This is a genomic window from Saccharothrix sp. NRRL B-16348 (assembly GCF_001280085.1).
GTDB lineage: Bacteria > Actinomycetota > Actinomycetes > Mycobacteriales > Pseudonocardiaceae > Actinosynnema.
The window spans coordinates 63156-76882 of sequence record NZ_LGED01000244.1 but is presented as its reverse complement, the minus strand read 5'-3'; the positions used below and the strand labels follow the sequence as shown (position 1 = coordinate 76882).

Sequence of the window (13727 nt, the reverse complement as noted above, 5' to 3'; positions counted from 1 at the left end):
ATGCACATGAGCGACGGCCTGCTGAACGCGCCGACCTCGTTGCTGTTCGTCGCGGTGGCCGTGGCGGGCGTCGGGGTGGCGCTGGCCAAGGCGCGCGGCGACCTCGACGACAGGACCGCGCCGATGGCGGGGCTGGTGGCGGCGTTCGTGTTCGCCACCCAGATGCTGAACTTCCCGGTGCTGCCCGGCGTCAGCGGGCACCTGCTCGGCGGCGCCCTCGCCGCCATCCTGGTGGGGCCGTGGGTCGGCGCGCTGTGCGTGACGATCGTGCTGGTCGTCCAGTCCCTCTTCTTCGCCGACGGCGGCATCACCGCGCTCGGCGCGAACGTCACCAACATGGCCCTGGTCGGCACCGCGGTCGGCTACCTGACGGCGGTGGCGCTGCGCAGGCTCGCCACCCGCGGCAAGGGCGGTCTGGCCGCGGTCGCGTTCGTGTCCGCCCTGGTCAACACGGTGCTGGCGTCGTTCGGGTTCGTGCTGGAGTACGCGATCGGCGGCCAGGGCGGTGTCGCGTTCGGCACGGTCGCCGCCGCGGTGCTCGGCGTGCACGTGCTGATCGGCATCGGCGAGGGCGTGATCACCGCGGTGACCGTGACCGCGGTCGCGGCGGCCCGACCCGACCTGGTGCACCTGCTGCGCGGCGTGCCGCAGAAGCTGGAGTTGAGGGCGTGAAGCGCTTCTTCGTGGGGTTCGCGGTGGTCAGCCTGCTGCTGGCGGGCGTGGTGGCCTACTTCGCCGACTCGGACCCGGACGGGCTGGACCACGTGACCGAGCAGCACGGCATCGCCGAGCACGCGCAGGACCACCCGCTGGCCGGGTGGCCGCTGGCGGACTACGCGCTGGGCGGCGACGACCGGTTCACCGGCCTCGCGGGCGTCCTCGGCGTGGTGCTCACGCTGGCCGTCGCGGGCGGGCTGTTCTGGCTGCTGCGCAAGCGTCCCGGGGCCGCCGCGAAGCCCGACGCGGGGTGAGTGCGGGCCACGGCTTCCTGCACCGGCCGGGCGACTCGCCGGTGCACCGCCTCGCGCCGCAGGTGAAGATCGTCGCTGCGGTGGTGGCGGTGCTGTGCGTGGTGGCCACGCCGCGCGAGGCGTTCTGGGCGTTCGGCGCGTACCTGCTCGCGCTCACGGCGGTGTGGGCGGTGGCCCGCGTGCCGGTGCGCTGGTTCGCCGCGCGGTCGGTGATCGAGGTGCCGTTCGTGCTGCTGGCCGTGCTGCTGCCGTTCACCGGCGCGGGGGAGCGGGTGGACGTGCTCGGCCTGACAGTCTCGGTGGAGGGCGCGTTGGCCGGGTGGAACATCCTGGTCAAGGGCACGCTCGGGCTGCTCACGTCGTTGACGCTCGCCGCCACCACCGCGCCGCAGGACCTGCTGCTCGGCCTGCAACGGCTGCGGCTGCCGTCGGTGCTGATCACCATCGCGACGCTGATGCTGCGGTACGCCGAGGTGATCGTGGGCGAGGCCAGGCGGATGCGGGTGGCCCGGATCTCCCGCGGCGACGACCCCAGGTTCCTCTGGCAGCTCGGCGCGACCGCGCGCGGCATCGGCAGCCTGTTCATCCGGTCCTACGAACGAGGCGAGAGGGTGCACCTGGCGATGGTGTCGCGCGGCTGGACGGGCCGGATGCCCGACGGGAGCGGCGCCGGGGAAGGGGTGTCCGTCGAGCCTCGGCGGACCGCGCCCGCGCTGGTGGTGGAGAAGCTGGCGTACGCGTACCCGGACGGCCACCAGGCCCTCTACGGGGTGAACCTGCGGGTGGAACGCGGTGAGCGCGTCGCCGTCCTCGGGCCGAACGGCGCGGGCAAGACGACGTTCGCGCTGCACCTCAACGGCGTGCTGGGCGGTGGTTCCGGCCGGGTCGAGGTGGCCGGGCTGCCGGTGGAGAAGGCGCACCTCAAGGAGATCCGCCGCCGCGTCGGCGTGGTCTTCCAGGACCCCGACGACCAGCTGTTCCTGCCCACCGCGCGGCAGGACGTGGCGTTCGGCCCGGCGAACTTCGGGCTGCGCGGCGCGGAGCTGGACGAGCGGGTGGAGCGCGCGCTGGCCGCCGTCGGCATGGAGGCGTTCGCCGACCGGTCGCCGCTGCACCTGTCCGGCGGGCAGCGCCGCCGCGTCGCGCTGGCCACCGTGCTGGCCTGCGACCCCGAGATCCTGGTGCTCGACGAGCCCTCGGCGAACCTGGAACCGGTGGCCCGCCGAGAGCTGGCCGAGGTGCTGCTGCGGTTGGACCGCACCATGCTGATGGTCACCCACGACCTGCCCTACGCCTTGCAGTTGTGCCCGCGCAGCGTGTTGATCGACGGCGGCGTCGTGGTGGCCGACGGACCGACGCGGGAGCTCCTGGCCGACACCGGGCTGCTCGCCCGGCACCGGCTGGAGCTCCCGTTCGGGTTCCGCCTGGAGTAGCTCTCCCGACTCAGCCCGACAGGGGGATCACGGGCTGGTGCAGGTCACCGTGGGCAACGAGTTGGTGCCGGAGTAGTTGGCCGTGAAGCCGAACTTCACCGATGTCTCGGGGGCCACCGTGCCGTTCCACGCCGCGTTCTTGACGATCACCTGCGTGCCGGAGCCGGACTTGACGCCGCTCCACAGGCTGTTGATGGCCTGGTTGCCGCCCCACGTCCAGGTGGCGGTCCAGCCGTTGTACGCGCTCTTGCTGTGGTTCATCAGCTCGACCTCGGCCTGGAAGCCGCCCGACCACGAGCTGGTGATCTTGTAGATCGCCATGCAGCTCGGGTCGCCCGGGTTGTTCGGCGTCGTGGTCGTGGTGCTGGTCGGGGTCGTGGTGGTCGTGCTGGTGCTGGTCGACGTGGTGGTCGTCGTCGTGGTGGTCGTGGTCGTGCCGCCACCGTTGCCGACGCCGGTCTCCTGGCCGTTGCCGCCGTCGAACACGACGTCCGAGCAGTTGTAGAACGTCTCGGCGCTGTCCGAGCGGGTCCACACCGAGTAGATGATGTGGCGACCGGACTTGCCGGACGGCAGGTTCGCGTTCCAGTAGTACTTGCCGTCGACGCTGCCCACGGGGCCGCTGTTCGCCGGGTTCGTGACGCTGTGGAACGGCGTGCTCTCCAAGTCGCTCCACGCCAGCGGCCGGGTCGGGCTCCAGCTGTCCTTGGTGACGTACAGGTGGAACGTGCCGGGGTGCGCGGCCCACTTGTTGTAGGTCCAGGAGAAGTTGGCGCCGGCGGTGAGGTGGGTCACCGGGTAGTCGTTGCGGGCGATGTCGAACCCGGAGAACGTCGGGTTGCCGCCGCTGCACAGCTTGCCGTCGGGGATGAAGCCGCTGGTGCGGCCCGCGCCGTCGGACCGCAGCACGCCGAACCAGTTGTAGAGCGCGTTGGTGCCGCCGGACGAGACCGCGGCGGCGCAGGCCGGGTTCTGCGGGCGGATGTCGCCCTGCGGCGACAGGCCGTCCTTCCAGCACATGAAGGTCCGGCTGCCGGGCGTCATCATGGCGCCGTGCGCGGACGCCGCGGTCGGGCTGATCACGTTCACGAGCGTCGCGATCAGCAGGGCTGCCACACCGGCCGAGGCCAGCGCGATCCATCGTCGGGCCGTCACGTCGTCCACCTCCTCGTTGAGGTTCTGGGAGCGCTCCCAGGAACAGGACATGACTGTAACCGCGCATATCTCATCTGTGAATGGGCGACTACGCAGTGCATCTCAGCGGCGCAGCGCGTGCCGCTCTACGGACGCGCCCGGCTACACCCGGACGCGCGCACGCCGCCTCGGACGTTTCGCGGGGCGCACTGGGCCGTGCGGGTGACCGGCGGGCGGCGCCGGCTGGTGCGGCCTGCGCAGCACGCGGTGCGCCAACGCCGTCCGGCGGTGCGCCGGGGCGGCCAGCACGGACGCCGCGAACACCGTCGCCAGCAGCGTCAGCACGCCCGCGAGCACCAGCGTCTCCGGCGCGCCGATCCGCTCGCACAGCCAGCCGAGCAGCGGTGCGCCCACCGCGCCCGCCGCCGCGCCGACGGCCGAGTTGACCGCCAGCAGCCTGCCGCGCATCCCGTCCGCGGTGTCCAGCTGGATCCGCGTGCTCATGGTCGTGTCGATGACGACCGCGCCCGCCGCGATCGGCAGCAGCACGATGGCGAAGCCGAGCATGCCCGGCACCAACCCGCTCGTCACCTGGAGCAGGCTCGTCACGCAGGCGACCACCAGCAGCAGCCGCACGGTCAGCGTCCGGCGCGCCGCCGCGGCCAGCCCGCCCACCACGGTGCCGATCGCGAACACCGTCGACAGCAGGCCGTAGACGGTCGCGTCCGGGCTCATCGCGGCCATCGTGACCTGGTAGTTGCGGCCGAGGCTGGACAGCGTGAACCCGAGCGCGAACAGCAGGAGCAGCCGTCCGCTGGCCGCGACGTACCGCAGGCCCGCGGTCACGCCGACCCGGTCGGCCGGGCTGGCCGCCAACGGGTGCAGCTCGGCGCGGCGGATGGTCATCACCGCGCCCATGACGGCCAGGAAGCTGACCGAGTTGATCAGGAACAGGGCGGGTGAGCCGAGCGCGGCGGCCAGCACCGCGGCGCTGCTCATGCCCAGGATGCGGCCGGTCGAGCTGAGCACCGAGCCGAGCGCGACCGCGTTGCCCAGGTCTTCCCGGGGCACCACCTGCGCGCCGAACCGGCCCAGCGCGGGCAGGTCGAACACCGACACCAGGCCCGCCGCGAACGTCAGCGCGAACACCACCGTGATGGACGCGCCCTGCCACACCACGAGCGCCAGCACCGCGGCCAGCACGGCGTGCAGCGCCTGGCAGGCGAGGATGATCCGGCGCACCGGCAGCCGGTCGGCCAGCGAGCCGGCCCACGGGCCGAGCAGCACCGACGGCAGGGTGCCCAGCAGCACCGAGATGCCCACCGAGGTGGCCGAGCCGGTGCGGTCGAGCACGACCCAGTTGAGACCGATCAACTGCATCCACGAGCCGGTCACCGAGATCAGGTCGGCGAACGCCCAGCGGCGGTAGTTGCGGCTCCGCAAAGCGCGGAACATCGAAGCTCCCTTGAAAGTGATCCGGGGCCTCGACGTGCAGACGTGCCCAGGTGAACGGCGTTCACACTAGGTGTCGCTTTTCCGCGTTCAAACTTGATGATCAGTGAAAACGGTCACGTAACGCTTTGTGTCGCAAGCGATGCGAGCCGGCTCAGGGCCTGGACGAGGTGCTCGTCGGTGATCTCGTGCGCCTCGCCGCCGACCGCCGCCCGGTGCTCGCCGGCGACGTCCAGGTGCAGCACCACGCGGCTGCGGCCCGGACCCTCGTCGTCCACCTGGAGCCACCCCGAGTAGCCGCCGCCCTCCAGGTCGCCCCACTCCAGCCTGCGCTGCTCGGGGTCCGCGGCCAGGTAGCCCTCGGCCTCGTCGATCTCGTCGCCCATCGACACCCGTCCGGTGATCCGCTCCGGGCCGCTCGGCTCGACCTGCAGCCCGTCCGGCAGCCACGCTTCCATCGCGGTCACGTCCCGGGCCAGGTCGAACACCACGCGCGCGTCGACCGGCACCGTCTGCTCGTGCTCGAACTCAGCCATGCCGGCAGGTACCCCCGACACGTCCGGGTTACACCGCCGCGGGCGCCATGCCCCCGATCGTGGCGAGTTCCACGCGGTCCGGGCGGACCGGCCGCATGCCCGCGTCCACGCACCGGCGCACCACGCCGGAGTGCTCGCGCAGCAGCCGCAGGCCGCGGCGGGCCAGGAGCGGCACCGGCTTGCGCGCCTCGGCCACGTCACGGGCGAACCGGCGGGCGAACGTCACCACCGCGTTCGGCGCGAGCACCAGGGCGTCGGCCAGCACGCCCGCCTCGCGGCAGCCCGCCACCAGCCGGTCCGCGAACAGGCCCTCGGCGATGAACAGGCCGGGCGCGGTCACCGTGCGGCAGCCGACCCGCCGGTCCTCGCCGAGCACGTAGACGGGCGCCTCGACGGTGCCGGTGGTGGCCAGCTCGACCACCGCGGCCAGGGCGTCTGCGGTGTTCCAGGAGCCCTCGGCGTCCCAGTCCGGGCGGCCGGCCTCGTCACGGGGCAGCAGCGGGTCGTCGCCCTCGCGGTAGTAGTCGTCGAGCCGCAGCACGGGCAGGCCGAGGCGTTCGGCGAGGGTGGACTTGCCCGAACCGGAGGGGCCGGCGAGCAACACGGCGCGCGCGTGAACGGCAGGTGACGGCACGGGGGACGATTTTCGCACAGCACCTGCCCGGCTCACGCACCGCCGGCCAGGTCCGATCACGCCGGGTCGGCTCGTACGACCGGCGGGGTTCGGCTTGTCGGACCGTGCCCGGCCGGTCGGCTGGATCGCGCACGGCCGGCTGAGGTCTCGGCTTGTCGGTCCGTGCACCGCCGGCCGGGTTCGGCCGCGCGTGATCGGCGGGTCGGAATCGCGCCTGGCAGCGGGGGACTGGCCGTGTGGCGGGCGCGCTCGGCCGGGCCGGATCACGTGCCGGGCTTGTCCGATCGTGCACCGCCGCTGCTCCCGCTGTGCACCCGGTCTGGTCACCCGCGCGCGGGCACACCACGATGTGCTCCATGGTCGTGAGGGTGCGGGGCGTCGAGGACGCCAGGCGGATGCGCGAAGAGCTGCGCGATGAGCGGCGCGGTGGCGCGGTCGCGGTGCCGGTGGTGTCCGGGCCGACCGGCGCGGGCGCGGCGGGCGTGGTCGCCGAGGGCGGTGACTTCATCGAGCTGGACCTGGCCTCCTTCACCACGGCGGCGTCCGACCTCGAACGGCTGCACGGCGTGGTGACCGAGCTGCTGTCCCGCGCGGACCGCGAGATGGAGCAGCCGCTCGGCGACGGCAAGGGCCCGGTCGCGCTGAACATGCGCCGGGCGTTCGGCCTGCGCGGCGGCGACGTCGGCGGCGGTGTGCGCACGGCGCTGCGGTCGTACCTTCGCGAGCTGACGCTGCTGCGCGACTCGCTGGAGCAGGTGGCCAAGACCCAGCAGGCGCAGGACGAGCAGGTGCGGCACGACCTGGAGCGGCTCCGGTGAACGAGCGCGAGCGCAAGGGCGGGTACTGGTCCGACTTCCACGACTACTCGCCGGCCACCCGCCGGCGCAACGCGAAGCGGGTGAAGCAGCGCCGGGCCAACCGCGACCCGGACAGCTTCGGCGAGATCAACTGGCGGGCGTACACGCACCGGCAGCTCTGGGACATGGTGAAGTCGGCCGACGCCGCGCAGATGGCCACGCGCACCTACGAGTGGCAGCGGCTGGCGGCCGACATCGACCAGGCGACCGCGGACGTGCAGAAGATCGTGCAGAACCTCGTGCTGTCGTGGCGCGGGCCGTCGGCGGTGGCGGCGGCCGCGTCCGCGTCGGAGCTGACGAAGTGGGGCGTCGAGTCGTCGCGGCACGCGGCCCAGGTCGGCGCCGGCCTCGACGGCTACACGTCGGCGGTGGAGGAGGCGGCCCGGGCGATACCCGAGCCGGTGCACCCCGACGCCGAGAAGTGGTTCCGCGCCGGGTACGACGTCACCGCGCTCGACGGGCCGCAGGGCGCGTACATGCTCGACCAGCTGCTGGACGACCACCTGCCGGACAAGCGCGAGCAGCAGGAGGCCATGGACCGGGCGGTCCGGGTGATGGAGCAGTACGAGGCGGCCAGCCACGGGATCGGGAAGCAGCTGCCGGTGTTCGACGAGGCGCCGGCGGTGACGCAGCCGACGTCGGACTACCGGCCCGTGCCGCTGCCCGCGCCGTGGACCGCGCCGCCTCCGGTCCACGAGAGGCCCGTCAGCCCGGCCGACCCCGCACCTCTCCAGCCCGGCGTGCGGCCTGGCGAGGGCACGACGTCCGTCGCCGCCGCCGGCGCGCCCGGCCCCGGTGGCCAGGGAGGTCCCGGCGGGTTCGGCTCGCAGTCCGGGTTCGGTCCGGGTGGCGGCTCGTTCGGCCACGGTCAGGGCGTCGGCCACGGGATCGGCGGCGGGGTCGGCGGCGGTGGTCACGGCTTCGGCCCGGGTGGCGCGTCCGGTGTGCTCGGCGCGGTGCCGGGCGGTGCGGCGGCCCGCGGTGGCGTGGGACCGGTCGTCGGCGTGGGCGGCCCGCAGGGCTTCGGCATGTACCCGCCGATGGCGCCGGGCAACCGCGAGGAGGACGGCGAGCACCGCAACCGCTACGACAACGGCCTCGACCTGCTCGACGACCTGCCGCCCGCGTTCCCGCCGGTGCTCGGCGAATGAGCGGCGGCTACCAGGTCGACCCGGACGCGCTGGCCGCGTTCGCGGGGCGGTTGGACGAGGTGGCCGACGAGGTGCGCGCCGCCGCGGCCACGCTGGAGCAGCCGTCGGGCGACCTCGGGCCGGAAGGCGTCACCGAGGCGGCCGAGCAGCTGGCGGCCGAGTGGGTCGGCGTGCTGCGCGGCATCGAGCTGGACGCCGTCGCGGACGCGTTGCGCGCGGCGGGTGAGACCTATCGGCAGGCCGACGAGCTGCGCCATGACTGACTACCGGGGTCTCGGTTTCGATCCCGCGCCGGGCCACGCGGGTGCGGTGGCGGCGGCGAGCGAGCGGTTCTCGACACCCCTCACGGTCCCCGGCACGCCGCCGGAACCGTGGACGGGCGCGGCGGCGGACGGGTTCAGGACGCGGTTGGAGGCGGTGGTGTCGGAGCTGACGGCGGTGCGGCGCGCGATGCGGGCGGCGGCCGAGGTGCTCGACGGCTGGGCCACCACGCTGCTGGGCAACCAGCGGCGGGCCGAGGAGCTGGACCGGCGCGCGCTCGGTCTGCGGCGTGCGCTCGCGGAGGCGTCCGACGAGCTCGACCGGACGGGCGCGATGGCGTCCTTCACCGCCGCCGACGGCGAGGCGCACGACCGGGCCGTGGCGCGGCACGACGAGCTGCGCCGTCAGCTGGACGACGTGCTGGAGGAGGCCCGGCTGCTGGAGCGCGACCACCGCGCGGAGGCCAGGCGGGTCGCCGACCGGCTGCGCGCGGAGGAGCCGTCGACGGTCATCGCGGACACGTTGACGAGCTTCTCGTCCCTCACCGCCGAGCTGGCGTCCGTGCTGCTCGGCCCACCTCGACCCGCGTCCACCAGGGGCGCGGCGGCGGCGTTCCGGGCGGGCCTGGGGTGAGACTCGCTCCCGTGCCGGGGGTGACCCCGGTGGCACTCGGCACTCCCGAACGCACCGCGGCGGAACTGTTAGCCGTGCTGCGACGACTCAAAGGCACCCGCGACCCCGGGCTGGAGGTGTCCGCCACGCAGGCCGCGGAACTGGCCCACCGGCACGGCGCGGGCCTGCTGGCCGTGGTCGAGCACCGGGACGCGGACCCGGCGCTGCTGATGGCCGGCGTGGTGCCGGTCGACCGGCCGACCGACGCCGGCGAGCTGGGCTTCCACCTCGACGGCCCGTCGATCCGCGAGGTCACCCGCGGCGAGACGGCGACCGGCTACCCGGTGGTGATCGTGGAACGCATCCCGGTGACCGGGCCGGGCGCCCAGCTGCAGGTCGTCGTGAGCGACCCGGACCACCCGCGGATCGCGGTGTTCACGCTGCACTCGCCGACCGGGCGCGGTTGGCTGGAGGTGGCGGGCATCGCGGGCCGGTTCGTCTCGGGCGTCGAGTTCAGCGGTTACGGAACTCGCTCGGCGTCTGCCCGACCACCTGGCGGAACGTCCGGGAGAAGTGCGCGGCGCTGACGAAACCGCAGTCCTTCGCGATCTCGCCGATCCCGCGCGCCGCCTTCGCCGGGTCGGCGAGCAACGCCTTGGCCCGGTCGATCCGCAGGCCGCGGATGCGCTCGGACACGCCCTGCCCGTCGTCGAACAGCTGGTAGAGGCGGCGGCGCGAGATGAACAACGCCTCGGCGACCCGGTCCGCGCTCAGGGCCGGGTCCGCCAGGTGCTCGCGCATGTACTCCAACGCCTCGCGCCGCCGTGCCACCAGGGAGTCCACGCGTTCCAGCTCGGCCCGCAGCGCGCTGCGCAGCACGAGTTCGGCCAGGCCGAGCAAGTGGTGGGACAGGCCGTGCGGGTCGAGGGCGTGCGCGGCGGCGAGCACGTGGGCCACCGCGGCGGAGAACACCGCGTGCAGCGCGGCGTCGACAGGGACCGGTTGGAACATCAGCGGTTTGAGCTCGCCGAAGCCGACGGTGAGCCGTGCCTCGGCCACGGTCAGCATCACCACGTCGGGCAGGACGTGCAGCGCGCAATCGGGAAACCGAAGTGCGGCGCCGTTGCCGGGCACCCCGCCGGCGACCGTGCAGCCGACGAGCAACTGGATGTGCTCCGGGGTGGACGCACCCCCGCTGAGCGCGGCTTTGGCCGCCGCCGCACCGGAAGCCCGCACAGTCAGGAACCCGCCGGCGACGTCCACGGGGAGCAGCGTAGCCACCGGTGTTGCCGAACCTGCCCCGCGAGACACCGTCCGGCCGCTACCTTCTGGCGTCATGGCGCGACGTTCGGCGACCGCGGTCGTCCTGTCCCACCTGGAGTTCGACCTGCTGTGGGAGGACTTGGGCGCGGGTGAGCCGCCCTACCCGCTGGAGGTGCCGTCGCACGGCGGGACGATGGACGACCGGGACGCCCTCGGCGCCGAAGTCCTGCGCACGCTGACGGAGGCCGGGCTGGCCGACGGCGCGGACGTCTCGCCGGAGCTGGAGGACCTGTTCACGCTGCTCGCGCACGGCGACGTCTCCGTGGACGCGCTGGTGTTCCGGCCGTACCCGTGGCGGGTGCTGGCGACGGCCCGGGGCGGGCGCGGCGTGCTGGCCGTGCTGAACGACCGCGAGGTGGCGCTGGAGCCGATCACCGACCTGGCGTCCGCGATCACGCGCGTCATCGGCGACGCGCCGGCGGGCCCCGGCGAGCAGGTGCGGATGCCCAGGTCCGTGTTCGCCGCCGCGATGGACGCCTACGCCCAGTCGGGCCACGCCGCGCTGGAACGCACCCTGGCCCAGGCGGACATCACCGGCCGCGCCACCCGGTCGATCACCACGCTGGTGGACTCGCCGCGCAAGTCGACCGGTCAACTGGCCGCCACCGGTCCACGCGGCCGTTCCCGCGTCCTGAGCTGGACCGAAACCGCCGCCGGCCGCTACGCCATGACCACCGAGGAGTCCCACCACACCGAGTGGGTCCACCTCTCGCCCGCCGACACCCCGTGGCTGACCCGCCACCTGACCACCCTGCTGTCCCGAACGTAGAACTCGGCACCCCCGAACGTAGGACTCTCGCCCCCTGAACGTAGGACTCTCGCGCGTGTCCTACGTCCAGAACGCGCGTGTCGAACGTTCAGAACGCGCGTGTCCTACGTTCAGGACGCGCGTGTCGAACGTTCAGGACGCGAGAGTCCTACGTTCGCGTCGCGAGAGTCCTACGTTCAGGTGCCCTGAATTCAACGCTCAGGACGTGAGCAGGTCCGGCGGCACGACGTCGGCGACGATCGACATGCCCTCGGCCACGGCCGCGGCGGCGGCTTCGTCGGTCAACTCGCGGATCAGGCCGGCCAACGCGGCGGGACGCAGGGTCAACGCCTCCCGCGTGAACGACAGGTCCACCAGCTTCCCGTGCAGGTCGACCACCACCGTCACGCCCGACGCCGAAGCCTCCCGCCGCACGGCGTCCAACCGCTCACCGAGCCCCATCACACCCGCCACGTCTCGGGAGTCGTGTCCTCGACCGACTCCACCAGCTTCGCCCGCACGTCCAGCCCCAACGCCGACACCTCGTCACCGACCACGTGCCGCGCCCGCGCGTTCGCCCGCGCCGTCGCCGTGTCGACCAACGCCAGGATCGCCCGGGCCAACCCCGACTGCCCCAGCCGCAACGACCGCGAGTCCAGCACCAGGTCCCGCAACCCGCCGCCGGGACCGACCTCCACCGAAATCCCCGTGTCCGGGTCGTGCGCGTTCCCCGTGATCACGGGTGCACCCCTCCGTAGAACGTCCCAGAGCTCAGCCGGTGCGTGTTCCGCCGCACGCTGTCGCCCGAGTTGCCCTCGATCAGCGTCACGGTCCCGCCGGAGACCTTCTCCACGATCCCGATGTGCGTGCTGGTCGCCGGGCTGCTCGGCCCGCTCCCGAACAGCAGCACGTCACCCGGCTTCACCGCGCTCAACGACGTGTAAGCCTTCCCGTTTCGCTGCCCCCACCGGAACACGTCGCCGGTGAACGGCAGGAGCGGGATGTCCACGCCCGCCTTGCGCCACATCGCTGTGGCGAACGACGAGCACCACGCCGCCGTCGGCCCGTACGGGTTGCGGTTGCTGCCCGGCGGGTTCTCGCGGGTGCCCAGCTCACGCCGTGCGGCCGAGATGATCGTCCGCGAACGGCCGCGGGCACGGGCGCCGGACGGCTTCGTGCCGCCGCGGGTGCGTTCGGCCCGGCCGTCCGCGACGCCGTCGTGCTCGACGTCCTTCTCCAACGCGCGCAGCTTGCGCGCGGCGTCCTCCAGCTCGCCCCGCACGTGCCGGACGGCCGCGGTGGTCTCCTTGGTGTACCGGGGCTCCAGGTCTGCCGCCTCCGCCACGGCCTTGAGCAGCGCGGCCTGCGTGCCGACGGCCTTGCCCGCGTCCAGCAGCCGTGCCGCCCGGTCGAGGTACTCGTCCACGGCCTGCCGCGCCCGCGTGTGCCCGGTCGTCAACGCGCTCGTGACGCCCGCGACGATCTTCTCCGCGTCACGGGCGGCGTCGGCGGTGACCCGCAGCTGCCTGCCGAGCCGGTTCGAGCGCTTCTCGAACCCCTCGGAGTTGTCGCCCTTCCAGTGCTCCAGCACGGTCCGGGCGGCCTTGCGCTGGTCCTCGTGCCGGTCGGTGAGGCCGGCCGCGGTCTGGTGCAGCGCGTACTGGACCTTCACCGCGTCCTCGGCCTTGCCCGCCAACGAGTTCCGGTGGCCGATCATGCTCTCGGCGAAGTGCCGGGCCATCTCCCGGGTGTCCACTACCCTTCCCCTCCGCCGCTGACGACCTTGCCGCGCAGCGAGCCGGCGATGTCGTCCTCCTGCTCCTGGTACGCGCGCGCGGACCGGCCGGCGGACGTGGCCAGCGCGTCGGTGTTGTGCGCGACCGCCTTGACCTGCTTGCGCAGGGCCGCGCCGAAGTTGTCCAACGCGTCGGCGAACCCGGACTGCTTGCCGATGCGCCCGAAGCTGTCGTCGGCGATCTCCCGCACCTCGCGCACGTGCCGCCGACCGAGCGCGGTGAGGTCGTCGGCCGAGTTCCGGGTCCGCCGCGCGTAGTCGCGCAGCACGCCCAGGTCCACCGAGAACCCGCCGCCACCGCGTGAGCCGCCACCGCGTGAGCCGCCGCCGGACCCACCCTGCGAGCCGCCCCGCTTCATCCCCTCGACGCCACGCCGCGCCTCGTCCAGGTGACGCTTGTACGCACCGCTCGTGTACGTGGTCCACGGCGTCCACGACTGCCCGTCCCCGGAGATCTTGTTCGCCGCACGGGCGTTCTCCGCCGGGTCGAACAGCTCCCGGTTCGACTCCAGCCCGAACTCGCGCCGCCGCGCGGGCCCCATCGACCCCAGCATGTTGATCTGCCACAGCCCGTAGGAGTTGTCCGGCGGGGTGGCGTTGTGCGCCCGCGGGTCGCCGCCGGACTCGGCCAGCGCGACCGCCACGGCGATCGTCAGGTCCTGCCCGCGGAACCCCGCGTCGTGCGCGTGCCGGGCGATCTGCTCCGGACTCAGCTTGCTCATGCCGTCACCCTGCACCGTCCCCGACCTGCGGCGGAACCGCCGTTGCACGCTCGGACAGCGGCTGTGCACAGGGGAGCTACAGTCGAACACGTGAACGA

The 13727-nt window shown here is 73.4% G+C and carries 18 protein-coding genes and 1 pseudogene; 10 read left to right on the top strand and 9 right to left on the bottom strand.

The features are described from left to right. From ADK67_RS39425 to ADK67_RS53010, 4 genes and pseudogenes are all read left to right on the top strand, one after another. Entirely contained in the window at positions 1 to 672 is a 672-nt protein-coding gene (locus ADK67_RS39425) for an energy-coupling factor ABC transporter permease (protein WP_053721686.1), read from the top strand. Then, positions 669 to 971, top strand: coding sequence for a PDGLE domain-containing protein (locus ADK67_RS39420; protein ID WP_053721685.1), 303 nt, complete (start codon positions 669 to 671; stop codon positions 969 to 971). The genes ADK67_RS39425 and ADK67_RS39420 overlap by 4 nt, the downstream gene beginning before the upstream one ends. Next, a pseudogene (gene cbiQ / locus ADK67_RS53015) lies at positions 968 to 1606 on the top strand (cobalt ECF transporter T component CbiQ); the annotation flags it as partial. The gene ADK67_RS39420 and the pseudogene cbiQ, both read left to right, overlap by 4 nt. A 15-nt stretch (positions 1607 to 1621) precedes the next feature. Then, a complete protein-coding gene (locus ADK67_RS53010) occupies positions 1622 to 2404 on the top strand; it encodes an energy-coupling factor ABC transporter ATP-binding protein (RefSeq protein WP_053721752.1) in 783 nt (260 codons plus the stop codon). A gap of 27 nt (positions 2405 to 2431) precedes the next feature. Here the strand turns inward: ADK67_RS53010 and ADK67_RS39410 are convergent, their stop codons facing one another. The 4 genes from ADK67_RS39410 to ADK67_RS39395 form a co-directional block, all read right to left on the bottom strand. Next, a complete protein-coding gene (locus ADK67_RS39410) occupies positions 2432 to 3610 on the bottom strand; it encodes a lytic polysaccharide monooxygenase auxiliary activity family 9 protein (RefSeq protein ID WP_082404483.1) in 1179 nt (392 codons plus the stop codon). Positions 3611 to 3700: 90 nt separating this feature from the next. Next, the gene (locus ADK67_RS39405; protein WP_063797881.1) at positions 3701 to 4993 is read right to left on the bottom strand and encodes an MFS transporter; all 1293 of its coding nucleotides are present in this window, start codon (positions 4991 to 4993) and stop codon (positions 3701 to 3703) included. 113 nt (positions 4994 to 5106) lie between these two features. Beyond that, positions 5107 to 5526, bottom strand: a complete 420-nt coding sequence (locus ADK67_RS39400; RefSeq protein ID WP_053721684.1) for an SRPBCC family protein — start codon at positions 5524 to 5526, stop codon at positions 5107 to 5109. 28 nt (positions 5527 to 5554) lie between these two features. Continuing rightward, entirely contained in the window at positions 5555 to 6130 is a 576-nt protein-coding gene (locus tag ADK67_RS39395; RefSeq protein ID WP_231648578.1) for a uridine kinase family protein, read from the bottom strand. Between the two features lie 386 nt (positions 6131 to 6516). Between ADK67_RS39395 and ADK67_RS39390 the strand changes: the two genes are divergently transcribed. Genes ADK67_RS39390 through ADK67_RS39370 form a run of 5 tightly spaced genes read left to right on the top strand, consistent with a single transcriptional unit; the run spans position 6517 to position 9628 of the window. After that, positions 6517 to 6978 (top strand): hypothetical protein, encoded by a 462-nt coding sequence (locus ADK67_RS39390; RefSeq protein WP_053721682.1) that lies wholly within the window; start codon positions 6517 to 6519, stop codon positions 6976 to 6978. Next, positions 6975 to 8168 (top strand): PPE domain-containing protein, encoded by a 1194-nt coding sequence (locus ADK67_RS54890; RefSeq protein ID WP_053721681.1) that lies wholly within the window; start codon positions 6975 to 6977, stop codon positions 8166 to 8168. The genes ADK67_RS39390 and ADK67_RS54890 overlap by 4 nt, the downstream gene beginning before the upstream one ends. Continuing rightward, the gene (locus ADK67_RS39380; protein ID WP_053721680.1) at positions 8165 to 8431 is read left to right on the top strand and encodes a WXG100 family type VII secretion target; all 267 of its coding nucleotides are present in this window, start codon (positions 8165 to 8167) and stop codon (positions 8429 to 8431) included. Before ADK67_RS54890 ends, ADK67_RS39380 begins: the two co-directional genes overlap by 4 nt. Then, positions 8424 to 9062, top strand: a complete 639-nt coding sequence (locus ADK67_RS39375) for a hypothetical protein (protein ID WP_053721679.1) — start codon at positions 8424 to 8426, stop codon at positions 9060 to 9062. Before ADK67_RS39380 ends, ADK67_RS39375 begins: the two co-directional genes overlap by 8 nt. Before the next feature lie 29 nt (positions 9063 to 9091). Beyond that, positions 9092 to 9628 carry a hypothetical protein gene (locus ADK67_RS39370; protein ID WP_231648577.1) on the top strand — a complete coding sequence of 179 codons (537 nt, stop codon included), beginning with the start codon at positions 9092 to 9094 and terminating at the stop codon, positions 9626 to 9628. Here ADK67_RS39370 and ADK67_RS39365 read toward each other — a convergent pair. Then, entirely contained in the window at positions 9555 to 10304 is a 750-nt protein-coding gene (locus tag ADK67_RS39365; RefSeq protein ID WP_231648576.1) for a helix-turn-helix transcriptional regulator, read from the bottom strand. The genes ADK67_RS39370 and ADK67_RS39365 overlap by 74 nt on opposite strands. Positions 10305 to 10377: 73 nt before the next feature. On the opposite strand from ADK67_RS39365, the gene ADK67_RS39360 reads away from it, so the two are divergent. Then, on the top strand, positions 10378 to 11133 hold the full coding sequence (locus tag ADK67_RS39360; protein ID WP_053721676.1) for an ESX secretion-associated protein EspG: 756 nt from the start codon (positions 10378 to 10380) through the stop codon (positions 11131 to 11133). A gap of 198 nt (positions 11134 to 11331) precedes the next feature. On the opposite strand, the gene ADK67_RS39355 is transcribed toward ADK67_RS39360, so the two are convergent. From ADK67_RS39355 to ADK67_RS39340, 4 genes are read right to left on the bottom strand one after another with little or no spacing between them, the layout of a single operon-like run. Continuing rightward, a complete protein-coding gene (locus tag ADK67_RS39355) occupies positions 11332 to 11586 on the bottom strand; it encodes a hypothetical protein (protein WP_053721675.1) in 255 nt (84 codons plus the stop codon). Further along, on the bottom strand, positions 11574 to 11852 hold the full coding sequence (locus tag ADK67_RS54885) for a hypothetical protein (RefSeq protein WP_053721674.1): 279 nt from the start codon (positions 11850 to 11852) through the stop codon (positions 11574 to 11576). Before ADK67_RS54885 ends, ADK67_RS39355 begins: the two co-directional genes overlap by 13 nt. Continuing rightward, positions 11849 to 12868 (bottom strand): CHAP domain-containing protein, encoded by a 1020-nt coding sequence (locus ADK67_RS39345; protein WP_053721673.1) that lies wholly within the window; start codon positions 12866 to 12868, stop codon positions 11849 to 11851. Before ADK67_RS39345 ends, ADK67_RS54885 begins: the two co-directional genes overlap by 4 nt. Beyond that, on the bottom strand, positions 12868 to 13629 hold the full coding sequence (locus ADK67_RS39340; RefSeq protein WP_053721750.1) for a transglycosylase SLT domain-containing protein: 762 nt from the start codon (positions 13627 to 13629) through the stop codon (positions 12868 to 12870). Before ADK67_RS39340 ends, ADK67_RS39345 begins: the two co-directional genes overlap by 1 nt. Positions 13630 to 13727: the final 98 nt, after the last annotated feature.

What these genes read in the sequence shown, in the direction of transcription:
- ADK67_RS39425 (WP_053721686.1), top strand. Translation starts at nt 1, where the DNA reads ATGCACATGAGCGACGGCCTGCTGAACGCGCCGACCTCGTTGCTGTTC.
- ADK67_RS39405 (WP_063797881.1), bottom strand. Translation starts at nt 4,993, where the DNA reads ATGTTCCGCGCTTTGCGGAGCCGCAACTACCGCCGCTGGGCGTTCGCC.
- ADK67_RS39390 (WP_053721682.1), top strand. Translation starts at nt 6,517, where the DNA reads ATGGTCGTGAGGGTGCGGGGCGTCGAGGACGCCAGGCGGATGCGCGAA.
- ADK67_RS39340 (WP_053721750.1), bottom strand. Translation starts at nt 13,629, where the DNA reads ATGAGCAAGCTGAGTCCGGAGCAGATCGCCCGGCACGCGCACGACGCG.
- ADK67_RS53010 (WP_053721752.1), top strand. Translation starts at nt 1,622, where the DNA reads ATGCCCGACGGGAGCGGCGCCGGGGAAGGGGTGTCCGTCGAGCCTCGG.
- ADK67_RS39380 (WP_053721680.1), top strand. Translation starts at nt 8,165, where the DNA reads ATGAGCGGCGGCTACCAGGTCGACCCGGACGCGCTGGCCGCGTTCGCG.
- ADK67_RS39360 (WP_053721676.1), top strand. Translation starts at nt 10,378, where the DNA reads ATGGCGCGACGTTCGGCGACCGCGGTCGTCCTGTCCCACCTGGAGTTC.
- ADK67_RS39410 (WP_082404483.1), bottom strand. Translation starts at nt 3,610, where the DNA reads ATGTCCTGTTCCTGGGAGCGCTCCCAGAACCTCAACGAGGAGGTGGAC.
- ADK67_RS39375 (WP_053721679.1), top strand. Translation starts at nt 8,424, where the DNA reads ATGACTGACTACCGGGGTCTCGGTTTCGATCCCGCGCCGGGCCACGCG.
- ADK67_RS39400 (WP_053721684.1), bottom strand. Translation starts at nt 5,526, where the DNA reads ATGGCTGAGTTCGAGCACGAGCAGACGGTGCCGGTCGACGCGCGCGTG.